The organism is Pseudomonas sp. 50_B, from assembly GCF_017491625.1.
GTDB lineage: Bacteria > Pseudomonadota > Gammaproteobacteria > Pseudomonadales > Pseudomonadaceae > Aquipseudomonas > Aquipseudomonas danubii.
The window spans coordinates 55357-70296 of record NZ_JAFGYX010000011.1 but is presented as its reverse complement, the minus strand read 5'-3'; the positions used below and the strand labels follow the sequence as shown (position 1 = coordinate 70296).

Here is a 14940-nt window from a genome sequence, read left to right as displayed (position 1 = left end):
TGTAGGAGCCGGCAGGCCGGCTCCTACAGAGTCTGGGTCAGTTGTCGTAGCCCAGGTTCGGCGCCAGCCAGCGCTCGCTTACGGCCAGGTCCTGGCCCTTGCGCTCGGTGTAGCTCTGTACCTGGTCCTTGTCGACCTTGCCCACCGCAAAGTACTGCGCCTGCGGGTGGGCGAAGTACCAGCCGCTGACTGCAGCCGCCGGGAACATGGCGAAGTGTTCGGTGAGGAACACGCCACTGCGGCCGGCGCGGCCTTCGCTGGCCTCGGGGTCGAGCAGGGCGAACAGGGTGCTCTTCTCGGTGTGATCCGGGCAGGCCGGATAACCCGGGGCAGGGCGGATACCGCTGTACTGCTCCTTGATCAGCGCCTCGTTGTCCAGCTGCTCATCCTGGGCATAGCCCCAGTAGTCCTTGCGCACCTGCTGGTGCAGCCACTCGGCGCAGGCTTCGGCCAGGCGATCGGCCAGGGCCTTGACCATGATCGAGTTGTAGTCGTCGCCGGCATCCTGATAGGCCTTGGCCACTTCCTCGGCGCCGATCCCGGCGGTGGTGATGAAGCCGCCGACATAGTCAGTGATGCCGCTGTCTTTGGGTGCGACGAAGTCCGCCAGGGAGAAGTTCGGCTTGCCGTCGGTCTTGATGATCTGCTGGCGCAGGTGGTGCAGGCGGGCCAGTGGCTGGCCGTCGTCGCCGTAGACTTCCAGGTCGTCGTCCTGCACCTGGTTGGCCGGCCAGAAGCCGAATACCGCCCGGGCGCTGATCAGTTTTTCATTGATCAGCTTGTCGAGCATCTCCCGGGCGTCCTTATACAGGGCGGTGGCGGCTTCACCGACCACTTCGTCTTCAAGGATGCGCGGGTACTTGCCGGCCAGGTCCCAGGAGATGAAGAACGGCGTCCAGTCGATGTACTCGGCCAGCACCTTGAGGTCGATGTTGTCCAGCACCCGGGCGCCGGTGAAGGTTGGCTTGACCGGCTGGTAGTTGGCCCAGTCGAACTGTGGCTTCTTGGCGATGGCTGCGGCGTAGCTCAGGCGCTCGGTACGGGCGCTGCGGTTGGCGGTGCGCTCGCGCACCTCCACGTACTCCTCCCGGGTCTTCTCGACGAAGCCGGCCTTGAGCTCCTTGGACAGCAGCTGGGTGGCCACGCCCACGGCGCGGGAGGCGTCGGTGACGTAGACCACCGCGTCATTGCTGTACTTGGGTTCGATCTTCACCGCGGTGTGGGCCTTGGAGGTGGTGGCGCCACCAATCATCAGCGGCAGGTGGAAATCCTGGCGCTGCATCTCGCGGGCGACGTGGACCATCTCGTCCAGGGACGGAGTGATCAGCCCGGACAGGCCGATGATGTCGCACTTCTGCTCCTTGGCCACCTGGAGGATCTTCTCCGCCGGCACCATCACCCCGAGGTCGACGATGTCGTAGCCGTTGCAGCCCAGGACCACGCCGACGATGTTCTTGCCGATGTCGTGCACGTCGCCCTTGACCGTGGCCATGAGGATCTTGCCCTTGGCCTCCGGCTTGTCGCCTTTCTCCAGTTCGATGAACGGAATCAGGTGGGCTACTGCCTGTTTCATCACCCGGGCGGATTTCACCACCTGGGGCAGGAACATCTTGCCGGCGCCAAACAGGTCGCCGACCACGTTCATGCCGGACATCAGCGGGCCTTCGATCACTTCGATCGGGCGGCTGAAACTCAGGCGCGACTCTTCGGTGTCTTCGACGATATGGCTGGTGATGCCCTTGACCAGGGCGTGCTCCAGGCGCTTGTTGACGTCCCAGCTGCGCCATTCCTCGGTTTCCGCCTCCTTGACGCTGCCATCGCCCTTGAACTGGTCGGCGATGGCCAGCAGCGCGTCGGTGCCGTTTGGCGTGCGGTTGAGCACCACGTCTTCCACGGCGTCACGCAGCTGCTGCGGGATCTGGTCGTAGATCTCCAGCTGGCCGGCGTTGACGATGCCCATGGTCAGGCCATTGCGGATCGCGTACAGCAGGAACACCGAGTGGATCGCCTCACGCACCGGGTTGTTGCCGCGGAACGAGAACGACACGTTGGACACGCCGCCGGAGCTCAGGGCATAGGGCAGTTCGTCGCGGATGTAGGCGCAGGCGTTGATGAAGTCCACCGCGTAGTTGTTGTGTTCCTCGATGCCGGTGGCCACGGCGAAGATGTTCGGGTCAAAGATGATGTCTTCCGGCGGGAAGCCCACTTCATTGACCAGAATGTCGTAGGAGCGCTTGCAGATTTCCTTCTTGCGCGCCTCGGTGTCGGCCTGGCCGACCTCGTCGAAGGCCATTACCACAACGGCAGCGCCGTAGCGCTTGCACAACTTGGCGTGGTGAATGAACTGCTCGACGCCTTCTTTCATGCTGATGGAGTTGACGATGCCCTTGCCCTGGATGCACTTGAGGCCGGCTTCGATCACTTCCCACTTCGAGGAGTCGATCATGATCGGTACGCGGGAGATGTCCGGCTCGCCGGCGATCAGATTGAGGAAGGTGACCATGGCCTTCTTCGAGTCCAGCATCCCTTCGTCCATGTTGATGTCGATCACCTGGGCGCCAGCTTCCACCTGCTGCAGGGCGACTTCCAGGGCCTCGGTGTAGTTGTCCTCGCGGATCAGCCGGGCGAACTTGGCCGAACCGGTGATGTTGGTGCGCTCACCAACGTTCACGAACAGCGAGTTGCGATCGATGGTGAAGGGCTCCAGGCCCGACAGGCGGCAAGCCTTCGGAATGTCCGGGATCTGTCGCGGGGCATAACCGGCCACGGCTTTGGCGATGGCGGCAATGTGCCCCGGGGTGGTGCCGCAGCAGCCGCCGACGATATTCAGGAAGCCGCTCTGGGCGAATTCCTCGATGACCTTGGCGGTTTGCTCCGGCAGTTCGTCGTATTCGCCGAATTCGTTGGGCAGGCCGGCGTTGGGGTGCGCCGAAACGTGGGTGCTGGCCTTGTTCGACAGCTCTTCCAGGTAGGGGCGCAGTTCGCTGGCGCCCAGGGCGCAGTTCAGGCCCACCGAGATCGGCTTGGCGTGGGCCACGGAGTTCCAGAAGGCCTCGGTGGTCTGGCCCGACAGGGTGCGGCCAGAGGCATCGGTGATGGTCCCGGAAATCATGATCGGCAGCTCGACGCCCAACTCTTCGAACACGCCCTGTACGGCGAAGATTGCCGCCTTGGCGTTCAAGGTGTCGAAGATGGTCTCGATCAGGATCAGGTCGGCGCCGCCTTCGATCAGGCCCTTGGTGGACTCGGTGTAGTTCTCCACCAGTTCATCGAAGGTGACGTTGCGGTAGCCGGGGTTGTTGACGTCGGGCGACAGCGAGCAGGTGCGGCTGGTCGGGCCCAGGACGCCGGCGACGAAGCGCGGCTTGTCCGGGTTCTCCTGGGTCTTGGCGTCGGCCACCTTGCGGGCCAGGCGTGCGCCCTCTACGTTTAATTCGTAGGCCAGTTCTTCCATGCCGTAATCGGCCATGGAAATGCGTGTGGCGTTGAAGGTGTTGGTTTCCAGGATGTCGGCGCCGGCATCCAGATAGGCTTTTTCGATGCCACCGATCACGTCCGGACGGGTGATCACCAGCAGGTCGTTGTTGCCCTTGACGTCGCTGGGCCAGTCGGCGAAACGCTTGCCACGGTAGTCCTGTTCTTCGAGCTTGTAGCTCTGGATCATGGTGCCCATGCCGCCATCGAGAATCAGAATGCGCTCTTTGAGGGCTTGCTGGAGAGCGTGGAGGCGAGCACTGCGATCAGACATGAGAACTACCTGGTAGGGCCATAACGAAGGGCGTGGATCATAGCAAACCTGCATGGATTTGCGGCATGTACGGGTTTTACATGAATATCGCTCATGTTGGTGGCCGGGCGACATCGGTAGAATCGCGGCGTTTTTTTTACTTTCGGGACCAGGGACATGCCGTACCGTTTTGTCGTTGCCAGCGCTTTGCTGCTGCTCAGTTCATTGTGCATGGCCCAAGGTCCCGCACCGGCCATTTCCTACACCCGCGACATCCAGCCGATCTTCACCGAGAAGTGCGTGGCCTGTCATGCCTGCTACGACTCCGCCTGTCAGCTCAACCTGGGCAGTGGCGAAGGGGCCGGTCGCGGTGCCTCGAAGATTCCGGTGTACGACGGTGAGCGCAGCAAGGCCCAGGCGCCTACGCGGCTGTTCTATGACGCCAGCGGCAAGGCGGCCTGGCAGCGCCAGGGCTTCTATTCGGTGCTCGACGCCCAGGGCAGCCAGGCAGCGCTGATGGCGCGCATGCTCGAACTCGGCCACCGCACCCCCTTGCAACCCAATGCCAAGCTGCCCAGCGAGATCGTGCTGGGCTTGAGCCGGGAGAACATGTGCCCGCAGCCGGGGGAGTTCGACGCCTATGCCGGTGCTCATCCCAAGGAGGGCATGCCCCTGGCCGTCACCGGCCTCACTGACCAGCAGTACCAGACCCTGCAACGCTGGCTGGCCTCCGGCGCGCCGATCGACGAACAGGGCCTGGCCCCCAGTGCCCGGGAAAGCCTGCAAGTGGCCCAGTGGGAGAACCTGCTCAACGCCCCCGGCGCGCGGGAAAGCCTGGTGGCGCGCTGGCTCTACGAGCACTGGTTCCTGGCCCATATCTATTTCGAAGGCGGCGAGCCGGGGCACTTCTTCCAGTGGGTGCGCTCGCGGACCCCCAGCGGCCAGCCCATCGACCTGATCAACACCCGGCGCCCCAACGACGACCCGGGCACCCAGGTGTATTACCGCCTGTGGCCGGTGCAAGGGGTGATCGTGCACAAGACCCACATCACCTACCCGCTGAGCGCGGCGAAGATGGCCCGGGTCAAGACCCTGTTCTACAGCGGCGACTGGCAGGTCAGCGCCTTGCCGGGCTACGGGCCGGGGCGCCGGGCCAATCCGTTCGAGACCTTCGAGGCGATTCCGGCCAAGGCCCGCTACCAGTTCATGCTGGATAACGCCGAATACTTCGTGCGCACCTTCATTCGTGGCCCGGTGTGCCGCGGGCAGATCGCCACCGATGTGATCCGCGACAACTTCTGGGCGCTGTTCCAGGCCCCGGAACACGACCTGTACATCACCGATCCTACCTATCGTGGCCAAGCCACACCGCTGTTGGCCATGCCTGGGCAGAACGACGATGTCGGCAGCGTGCTCAGCCTGTGGCTGTCCTATCGCGACAAGCGCAACGAGTACGAAGCCCTGCGCCGCGACTTCTATGCCGACTCTCCGGCCCCCAGCTGGTCGACCCTGTGGGCCGGCAACGACAACGCGCTGCTGAGCATCTTCCGCCACTTCGACAGTGCTTCGGTGAGCAAGGGCCTGATCGGCGAGGTGCCGCAGACGATGTGGCTGTTCGATTACCCGCTGCTGGAGCGCACCTATTATCAGTTGGCGGTGAATTTCGACGTGTTCGGCAACGTCTCCCACCAGGCCCAGACCCGGTTGTACTTCGACCTGATCCGCAACGGCGCCGAGCAGAACTTCCTGCGCCTGATGCCCGCTGGGACTCGTGAAGATTTCCTTGACGATTGGTACCAGAACAGCGGCAAGTTCAAGATGTGGCTGGATTACGAGTCCATCGACGACGACAAGCGCAGCGCCCTGAAACTGGACCCCAAGGACCCGAAGAAAGACTTCGCCCATCAGTTGCTGGCCCGCTATGGCGAGCTCAACGCCAAGCCGGACCCGATCAATCGCTGTGACAGTGCCTATTGCTCGCGGCCCAATATCGACCCGGCGTTGCAGGATGCCGATCAGGCCCTGAGCCGCCTGGCGTCGCGTCCGGCGGCGGGACTCAAGGTCATCGAGCAGTTGCCGGAAGCCACCTTGCTGCGGGTCCAGGCCCCGAGCGGCAAGCGCGAGTTCTACAGCATGCTGCGCAATCGCGCCCACAGTAACGTGGCCTTCATGCTGGGCGAGTCGCTACGCTACCAGCCGGGCCTGGACACCCTGACCATTTTTCCGGGCATTCTCAGCAGTTATCCGAACTTCATGTTCAACGTTCCGAGCGAGCAGGTGCCGGCATTTGTCCAGGCCATGCAAGCGGCCAGGGATGCCGCCGGCTTCGAGAAGATCGTCGATCGCTGGGGGATTCGCCGCAGTCATCCGCAGTTCTGGCAGTACTTCCACGATCAGACCCGTTATCTGCAGGAAGTCGACCCGGTCGAGGCCGGAGTCATGGACATGAACCGTTACGAAAACCTCTGATACAGGGCCGCTATCTGTCCTCGGGACGCCCGCTGGCGGGCCCCGGGGAAGCCCTATACCAAGGTCTATCCCGACAAAAATACTAGGACTTTGTCAGCGGCGTCGATTGGCGTAAACTGCGCCCACGTCTGCGAGGAACCACCATGAGCGCCATAACCATTACCGACGCCGCCCACGATTATCTGGCTGATCTGCTATCCAAGCAGAACACCCCGGGGATTGGCATCCGCATCTTCATTACCCAGCCAGGAACTCAGTACGCCGAGACCTGCATCGCCTATTGCAAGCCGGGCGAAGAGAAACCCGAAGACAAGGCCCTTGGCCTGAAGAGCTTCACCGCCTACATCGACGCCTTCAGCGAAGGCTTTCTCGATGACGCGGTGGTCGACTACGCCACCGACCGCATGGGCGGCCAGCTGACCATCAAGGCGCCCAACGCCAAGGTGCCGATGGTCAATGCCGACAGTCCGGTCAACGAACGCATCAACTACTACCTGCAAACCGAGATCAACCCAGGGCTGGCCAGCCACGGCGGTCAGGTCAGCCTGATCGACGTCGTTGACGACGGCATCGCCGTGCTGCAATTCGGTGGCGGTTGCCAGGGTTGCGGCCAGGCCGACGTGACCTTGAAGGAAGGCATCGAGCGCACCCTGCTCGAGCGCATCCCCGAGCTCAAGGGCGTACGTGATGTCACCGACCACACGCAGAAAGAAAACGCCTACTACTAAGGCGTTCGCTGCGAACAAAAAAACGGCGCCCCGTGAGCGCCGTTTTTTTATGCCCGCAAACCAACGCCTCCCGAAATAAGCCTCCGTAGGAGCCGGCTTGCCGGCGAAAGGGCCCTAGAGCCTTGCGCCAACGCCGAGATTGCCTTCGCTGGCGAGCCAGTTCCTGCAAAGAGGGTCAGGGGCGATAGAGGTGCGCGTGTCCGGCGCGGTACAGCGATGATTCGCTGAACGCGTCCGTGGCCAGCACCCGGCCCACCAGGATCAGCGCCGTGCGCCGGAAGCCCTTGGCCGCGACTTTATCGGCAATGTCCGCCAGGGTGCCCAGGACCCAGTCCTGGTCCGGCCAGGTGGCTCGGTGTACCACGGCAATCGGGCAGTCGGCGCCGTAGTGCGGCAGCAGCTCTGTGACTATCTTCTCCAGGTGGTTGACCCCCAGGTGAATCGCCATGGTGGCGCCGTGGGCCGCGAGGCTAGCGAATTCTTCACCGGCCGGCATGGCAGTCTTGTCCGCATAGCGGGTCAGGATCACGCTTTGGGACACATCCGGCAGGGTCAATTCGGCTCCCAGCAGGGCGGCACAGGCGGCGGTGGCGGTGACGCCAGGGATGATCTCGAAGGGAATACCCAGCTCCCGCAGGCAGCGGATCTGCTCGCCAATGGCGCCATACAGGCTCGGATCGCCGGAATGTACCCGGGCTACATCCTGGCCCTGGTCGTGCGCGTGCTTGATCGCCTCGATGATCTGTTCCAGATGCAGCTCGGCGCTGTTGATCACTCGTATCGCGCTGTGGCCTTCGAGGACGGCCTCGGGCACCAGCGAGCCGGCGTAGATGATCACCGGGCAGCGATGGATCAGGCGCTGGCCCTTGACCGTGATCAGTTCCGGATCGCCGGGACCGGCACCGATGAAATAGACAGTCATGGCTGTGTCCTGTGCAAAAAAAAGGCGGGAGCAGAGCGGCAGATGAAGAACGCTCATGTTCGAAGAAGGGAATTGTCGGCGATTCTACCGGGCAGTGGCCAATGCCAGGGTGGCCTGGGCGCATTTTTGCCTGGGAACCAGCAGTTCGGCCGGGCCACCGGACAGCTGTTCGGCCATGGCCAGGGCGGCGCTTTCGGCAACGCCATAGCAGCCGCTGTGTTCAAAGGCGATCTGTGAACGATGGCTCAGGCGCGGGGCATAAGGCGCCAGTTGACTGCTGCTGAAGCAGGTCAGTGGCAGGGCCAGTTGATCCGCCAGTTGCAGCAGGCCGGGTTCGCTACGCTTCAAGTCGATACTGGCCAGGGCCAGCAATTGCCCGCTCTCCAGGCCGTGGGCTTGCAGCACCTGCTCAAGCAGGGCGCGCAGCGTGGTCGCCGGGCAGCCTTTCTGGCAGCCCAGGCCGACCACCAGGGCCGGCGCCGCGCGCCTTTCGATCATGTCGGGTACAGGTCCGTGTTCTTGCGCCGGAACAGCCAGGCGCTGATCAGCCCGAGGGCCAGCCAGAACGCCGCATTGGTCAACTGCGAGGCGATCTTGAACTGCGCTTCCAGTTCTTCCGGGGCCAGCATCGAATGCACTTCCGGTTGTGGTGCGCCGATCACGTGAGGCACGGCGATGATGGCGGCGCCCAGCAGTTTCAGCAGCCAGTTGCCTGCGAACACAATCAGGGCAAGGCCCACGGCGGTGGAAGCGGCAGCGCCGATCCACCAGACCTGGCGCTGCACCAGATCGGCGGCCGCGGTGCCCGGCAACTCCGGCGGCAGGCCCAGGGTTGGCGCCAGGCAGAAAGTCGCATAACCGGCCAGGCCCCAGAGCAGGCCCTGGGAAGTGCGGCTGGGCGCCCGCAGGGTATAGAGTCCGGCCAGCATCAGGGCGAAGCCGACCGCCACCACCAGGTTGCCACCGGTGGTGGACAGGGTGCGCTGCCAGCCGTCTTCCGGTTCCCAGGCCTCGGCATCATGGCTGTGACCGGCCATGGCGCCTTCGGCGTGTTCGTGGACTTCGGCCGCCGGGGCCTGTTCATAGGTTTCCGCCTGCAGAATCAGCGGGGCCACCCAGAAGCTCTGCAGCAGGGTCAGCAGCAAGGCCGCCAGCAACCCGCTGAAGCCTGCGGTTTGTGCAATACGCTTGATCATGTCGGCAGGTCTCAGTGGCAAGGGAAAGCAGCGCTGTGACGAGTGTCGTGGGCGGCGTTGTGCACCGCTTCGATATGGGAGAAACCGGCGAAGTACACCAGGCAGGCGCCCAGCAGCGAAGCGCCGATGGCGGCCACCAGGCGCTGGCTCAGGGTGGAGGTGCTGCTGGCGGAATGGCTGGTGCTGCTGATGATCGACATGGCGCTTCCCTTTGGAGTGTCGGCGGGGGAGGAGCGCAGGAAAACCCCGCGTGAGGAGCACGCAGGGTTTGCAACAGCGCCCGCCCACCGCGGGTTTGTTATGTGTGTGTTGCGGGCCGGTCTCCGGGCTCGCGAGGGGCAGGGGGCGACTCATGTCGTACCGTGCCGAAAAGTGTCGCCTTCCCATGCCTTGGCACAGTGGATCTGACACTTCGCTCGCTTACCGTTGCGGGGGCAGCACCGGACTGGTCACGACTTTTTAGTAAAGCACGTGATTCACCGGTTTCCCGTTTCACCCTGTGAAGGGCACCCGTAACAAGGCGCGTAGCAAATCATGGGCGGGGTAACGTCGTCAATTGCGGATGCCGGTGTATTGCCGATTGACCGTCCCCCGCGCTCTGCGTAGCCTTGCGCCTTCGAGGTTCTTCGGCCAGCGGTCGAAGCTAAGAAGGGAACGCGGTCGATGCCGCGGCTGCCCCCGCAACTGTGAAGGGTTTCATTTCTGCAAGGCCACTGCATTGGCGTTCGTAACGCCTGCGGGAAGGCGCGGAAACCGCCAGTCCAATGACTGGCAAGCCCCCAGCCAGGAGACCTGCCTCGATCCCAGATTCTCACTACAACCGGGCGGGGTGATCCGGTGGCGAAATCTCCGCGCGCCTCTGCGCTGCGGCTCTCGTCCCGTATGCCCGCCACCTTTGCCAAGGGGCATCCGATGAAAACACTGGCCAAACTTCCCGTCACCATCGTCACCGGCTTCCTTGGCTCGGGTAAGACCACCTTGCTGCGGCACATGCTGGACAACGCCCAGGGCCGGCGCATCGCGGTGATCGTCAACGAGTTCGGCGAGCTGGGCATCGACGGCGAGATCCTCAAGCAATGCTCCATCGGCTGCACCGAGGAAGAGGCCAGCGGCCGGGTCTACGAGCTGGCCAACGGCTGCCTGTGCTGCACCGTGCAGGAAGAGTTCTTCCCAGTGATGCGCGAACTGGTGGCGCGCCGTGGCGACCTGGACCACATCCTTATCGAAACCTCCGGCCTGGCCCTGCCCAAGCCCCTGGTCCAGGCCTTCCAGTGGCCGGAAATCCGCAGCGCCTGCACCGTCGACGCGGTGATCACCGTGGTCGACAGCCCGGCCGTGGCCGCCGGCACCTTCGCCGCGTTCCCCGAGCAAGTGGACGCCCAGCGCAAGCTCGACCCCAACCTGGACCACGAATCGCCGCTGCACGAGCTGTTCGCCGACCAACTGTCCAGCGCTGACCTGGTGATCCTCAACAAGACCGACCTGATCGACCCCGCAGACCTGGCCAAGGTGCGCCTGGAAGTGGCCGAAGAACTGCCGCCGGCGGTGAAAGTCATCGAAGCCAGCAGCGGCCGCCTGCCCCTGGACGTGCTGCTGGGCCTGGGCGCCGGTTCCGAGGAGCATATCGACGGCCGCCACAGTCACCACGATCACCACCACGACGGCGATGATGACCACGACGACCACGATCACGACGCCTTCGATTCCATCTCCATCGAACTGCCCCAGGCCGACGAAAGCCTGCTGCTGGACGCCCTGACCCAGCTGGTGGTCAAGCACGGCATCCTGCGGGTCAAGGGCTTTGCCGCGATCCCCAACAAGCCGATGCGTTTGCTGATCCAGGGCGTGGGCACGCGCTTCGACAAGCACTTCGACCGCAAGTGGGGCGCTGACGAAGCCCGCACCACGCGCTTGGTACTGATCGGCCAGGAACTGGACGCCGCCCAACTCGAAGCGCAACTGCGCGCCGCCCTCAGCGTGTAAGCCATGCACCTGCTCAGGACCCAGCCCGGCGGTTTCGTGTCGGATGACAACATTGCCGACCTTGGACAAACCCCCGCCGAGCTGGTGATCCTGTGCAGCGGCGACTCCAGCCTGGCGCTGCTGGCGGATGCCGCCGAGCAGTTGCCCGAGGATTACCCCAGTTTTCGCCTGGCCAACCCGATGCAGGTGCAGAACCACGCTTCGGTGGATCTGTATGTGGACCAGGTGCTGCGCCACGCCAAGGTGATCCTGATCTCCCTGCACGGCGGCATCGGCTACTGGCGCTACGGCGTCGAGCGGCTGGTGGAGCTGTCCCAGCGCGGGGTGCAACTGATCCTGGTGCCGGGGGACGACCGCCCGGACCCGGAGCTCAGCGACCTGAGCACCGTGGGCCCCGTCGAGCGCGACCGCCTGTGGCAGTTCCTGCGCCAGGGCGGGCGGGACAACGCGCTGAATTTCTACCGCTGCCTGGCCAGCGGCCTGCTGGGGCGCGACTACCCCTGGAGCGAACCGCAGACCCTGCCACGTACGGCGATCTACCACCCGCACAAGAGCCAGGCCGCCCTCAGCGACTGGCAGGCCGATTGGCAGCCTGGTCAAGCGGTGGCGGCGCTGCTGTTCTACCGCTCCCACCTGCAGGCAGCCAACACCGGCTTTATCGACCTGTTCTGCCAGCGTTTGCTGGCGGCGGGCCTCAACCCCTTGCCGATCGCGGTGGCCAGCCTCAAGGAGCCCGGCTGCCTGAGCCAGGTGGAAGACTGGCTGGATGAAACCGCGGCCGGGGTGATCCTCAACACCACCGGCTTTGCCCAGTCCAGCCCCGAGGCGCCGCACTTGCGGCCGTTCCGCCGCAATATCCCGGTGATCCAGGCCATCTGCGCCCAGGACAACGAACCAGGCTGGCGCGACAGCGAGCAAGGCCTGGGACCGCGGGACCTGGCCATGCACATCGCCTTGCCGGAACTGGACGGGCGCATCATCAGCCGGCCCATCAGCTTCAAGGACCTGGCCTGGCGCAGCGAGCGCAGCCAGTCGGACGTGGTGTGCTACCGCGGCCAGCCCGAACGCATGGACTTTGTCGCCGAGCTGGCCCGGCGCTGGGTCGAACTGGGGCGCCTGGACAACGGCCACAAGCGCATTGCCCTGGTGCTGGCCAACTACCCGACCCGGGACGGGCGCATCGGCAACGGCGTCGGCCTGGATACTCCGGCTGCGGCGCTGAACATCCTCAAGGCCCTGCACGCCGAAGGCTACCCACTGCCGGCCGAGTTGCCCGCCAGCGGCAGCGAGCTGATCCGCCAGTTGCTCGGCGGGGTCAGCAACGACCTGGACAGCCTCGACCAGCGCCCGTGTCAGCAAAGCCTGGCCCTGGACGACTACGCGCTGATGTTCCAGGCCCTGCCCGCCGCCAACCGCGAGGCAGTGCTGCAGCGCTGGGGCGCACCGCAGCAAGACCCGATGTTCCGCGACGGGCGGATGATGATCGCCGGCCTGCGTTTTGGCCTGACCTTCGTCGGCATCCAGCCGGCCCGGGGTTATCAGGTGGACCCCAGCGCGGTCTACCACGACCCGGACCTGGTGCCGCCCCATGGCTACCTGGCGTTCTACTTCTGGCTGCGCCAGACCTACGGCGCCCATGCGCTGATCCACGTCGGCAAGCACGGCAACCTGGAATGGCTGCCGGGCAAGGGTGTCGGCCTGTCGGAGAACTGCTGGCCGGACGCGCTGCTGGGGCCGCTGCCGAACATCTACCCGTTCATTGTCAATGACCCGGGGGAGGGCGCCCAGGCCAAGCGCCGCACCCAGGCGGTGATCATCGACCACCTGATGCCGCCCCTGACCCGTGCCGAAACCTACGGCCCGCTGCGTAACCTGGAACTGCTGGCGGACGAGTACTACGAAGCCCAACTGCTGGACCCACGTCGCGCCCGCGAGCTGCAACGGGACATCCTGCAACTGGTGCGCGAGACCCACATCGACCGCGAGTTGCAACTGGGCGAACAGCTGGACAGCGACGCCGACGCGGCGATCTGGCTGCCGCGCCTGGACACTTACCTGTGCGACCTCAAGGAGTCGCAGATCCGCGATGGCCTGCACGTGTTCGGCGAATCCCCCGACGGCCGACTGCGCATCGACACCCTGCTGGCCCTGCTGCGCATTCCCCGGGGCGATGGCAAGGGCGCCCATGCCAGTCTGCTGCGGGCCTTGGCCAAGGCCTTCGACCTGGGCTTCGATCCGCTGGACTGCGCCCTGGCCGAACCCTGGACCGGGCGCCGCCCGCAGCCGTTGCGACAGCTCAGCGATGCCTTGTGGCGCACGGCGGGCGATGTGCGCGAACGCCTGGAACTGTACGCCGCAGCATTGATCGAAGCCGCGCTCCAGGGCCCGGTGGCGCAGTTGGATGAGCCGGGCTGGGAGCCGGTGCGGGTCATCATCGACGCCTTGCGCGAAGTGGTCGCGCCGCGCCTGGACGCATGCGGCCCGGCGGAAATGCGTGGCCTGCTGAACGCCTTGAACGGCCGTTTCGTCCCCGCCGGACCCAGCGGCGCGCCCAGCCGCGGGCGTCTGGACGTGCTGCCCACCGGGCGCAACTTCTATTCGGTGGACGTGCGCAACCTGCCCACCACCACCGCCTGGCGCATCGGTTTCCAGTCGGCGAACCTGATTCTCGAACGCCACCTGCAGGACCACGGCGATCACTTGTTGCAACTGGGCCTGTCGGTCTGGGGCACCGCCACCATGCGCACCGGCGGCGACGACATTGCCCAGGCCATGGCCCTGATGGGCGTGCGCCCGGTGTGGGCCACCGGCAGCCAGCGGGTGGACGATTTCGAGATCCTGCCCCTGAGCCTGCTGGACCGGCCGCGGGTCGACGTGACCCTGCGGGTGTCCGGGTTCTTCCGCGACGCCTTCGCCAACCTGATCCGCCTGTTCGACGCGGCGGTGCAGGCGGTGGCGGCCCTCGACGAGCCTGAGGACATGAACCCGCTGGCGGCCAGGGTCCGCGCCGAGCGCGAGGCCTTGATCGCCTCCGGCCTGGAGCAGGACGCGGCCGCGCGTCAGGCTGGCTGGCGGATCTTCGGCGCCAAGCCCGGAGCCTATGGCGCCGGGGTCCAGGGCGCCATCGACGGTCGCCTGTGGCAGAGCCGCGAGGACCTGGCCGAGGTCTACCTGAACTGGGGCGGCTACGCCTATGGCGGCAGCGACGAAGGCACCGCCGCCCGCGAGCAGTTCGCCACCCGCTTGAGCCAGGTGCAGGCGGTGTTGCAGAACCAGGACAACCGCGAGCACGACCTGCTGGATTCCAACGACTATTACCAGTTCCAGGGCGGCATGTTGGCCGCGGTGGAAAGCCTCAGCGGGGCCAAGGCCGCCAGCTACCACGGCGACCACAGCCAGCCGGACCTGCCGAAGATCCGCACCCTCAAGGAAGAACTGAACCGGGTGATCCGCTCCCGGGCGGCCAATCCGAAGTGGATCGAAGGGGTCAAGCGCCATGGCTACAAGGGCGCCTTTGAAATGGCCGCGACCCTGGACAACCTGTTCGCCTTCGACGCCACCACCGAGCTGATCGACGATCACCAGTACGCCTTGCTGGCAGACGCCTACCTGCTGGACGACTCGACCCGCGAGTTCGTCCGCCAGCATAATCCCCACGCCCTGCGCGACATGACCGAGCGCCTGCTGGAAGCCCAGCAGCGCGGCCTGTGGCAAGAACCCGGCGATTATCGTGAAGCCCTGGAGCACCTGTTGCTGGATATTGAAGAAGACAGCTGAGCCTGTAGCCGCTGCCGCAGGCTGCGAACGCCGACGACGTCGACGTCACGTGCTACCGCCCCGAACCTCCTCGCGACGGCTCTGCGGTGCCGATCGCAACCTGTAGCAGCGGCCACCCCCTGATGTTTGCACAACCCT

General features: G+C 65.0%; 9 protein-coding genes and 2 riboswitches. Of the genes, 4 read left to right on the top strand and 5 right to left on the bottom strand.

Going from position 1 to position 14940, the window contains the following annotated elements; genetic code table 11:
* Positions 1-37 precede the first annotated feature (37 nt).
* Positions 38-3748, bottom strand: a complete 3711-nt coding sequence (gene metH, locus J5M73_RS16965; RefSeq protein ID WP_102864878.1) for a methionine synthase — start codon at positions 3746-3748, stop codon at positions 38-40.
* A 156-nt stretch (positions 3749-3904) separates the two neighbouring features.
* Here metH and J5M73_RS16960 point away from each other — a divergent pair, with 156 nt between their 5' ends.
* Together J5M73_RS16960 and nfuA are read left to right on the top strand one after the other, a co-directional pair.
* Positions 3905-6196 (top strand): fatty acid cis/trans isomerase, encoded by a 2292-nt coding sequence (locus J5M73_RS16960; protein WP_102864879.1) that lies wholly within the window; start codon positions 3905-3907, stop codon positions 6194-6196.
* A gap of 143 nt (positions 6197-6339) precedes the next feature.
* The gene (nfuA, locus tag J5M73_RS16955; protein WP_102864880.1) at positions 6340-6924 is read left to right on the top strand and encodes a Fe-S biogenesis protein NfuA; all 585 of its coding nucleotides are present in this window, start codon (positions 6340-6342) and stop codon (positions 6922-6924) included.
* 175 nt (positions 6925-7099) lie between these two features.
* Here nfuA and cobM read toward each other — a convergent pair whose 3' ends face one another.
* The 4 genes from cobM to J5M73_RS16935 all read right to left on the bottom strand — a co-directional run bounded on the left by cobM (position 7100) and on the right by J5M73_RS16935 (position 9242).
* A complete protein-coding gene (gene cobM, locus J5M73_RS16950) occupies positions 7100-7846 on the bottom strand; it encodes a precorrin-4 C(11)-methyltransferase (protein WP_102864881.1) in 747 nt (248 codons plus the stop codon).
* 84 nt (positions 7847-7930) lie between these two features.
* Positions 7931-8344: a cobalamin biosynthesis protein gene (locus J5M73_RS16945; RefSeq protein WP_102864882.1), complete on the bottom strand. Its 414-nt coding sequence runs from the start codon at positions 8342-8344 to the stop codon at positions 7931-7933.
* The gene (locus J5M73_RS16940) at positions 8341-9042 is read right to left on the bottom strand and encodes a CbtA family protein (RefSeq protein WP_102864883.1); all 702 of its coding nucleotides are present in this window, start codon (positions 9040-9042) and stop codon (positions 8341-8343) included. Before J5M73_RS16940 ends, J5M73_RS16945 begins: the two co-directional genes overlap by 4 nt.
* Positions 9043-9053: 11 nt before the next feature.
* On the bottom strand, positions 9054-9242 hold the full coding sequence (locus J5M73_RS16935; RefSeq protein ID WP_060839964.1) for a CbtB-domain containing protein: 189 nt from the start codon (positions 9240-9242) through the stop codon (positions 9054-9056).
* A gap of 96 nt (positions 9243-9338) precedes the next feature.
* Positions 9339-9571: riboswitch (cobalamin riboswitch) on the bottom strand.
* Between the two features lie 73 nt (positions 9572-9644).
* Positions 9645-9857, top strand: a riboswitch (cobalamin riboswitch).
* A gap of 97 nt (positions 9858-9954) precedes the next feature.
* On the opposite strand from J5M73_RS16935, the gene cobW reads away from it, so the two are divergent.
* Both cobW and cobN read left to right on the top strand, forming a co-directional pair.
* On the top strand, positions 9955-11025 hold the full coding sequence (gene cobW, locus J5M73_RS16930) for a cobalamin biosynthesis protein CobW (protein ID WP_102864884.1): 1071 nt from the start codon (positions 9955-9957) through the stop codon (positions 11023-11025).
* A 3-nt stretch (positions 11026-11028) separates the two neighbouring features.
* The gene (cobN, locus tag J5M73_RS16925) at positions 11029-14802 is read left to right on the top strand and encodes a cobaltochelatase subunit CobN (RefSeq protein WP_102864885.1); all 3774 of its coding nucleotides are present in this window, start codon (positions 11029-11031) and stop codon (positions 14800-14802) included.
* Positions 14803-14940: the final 138 nt, after the last annotated feature.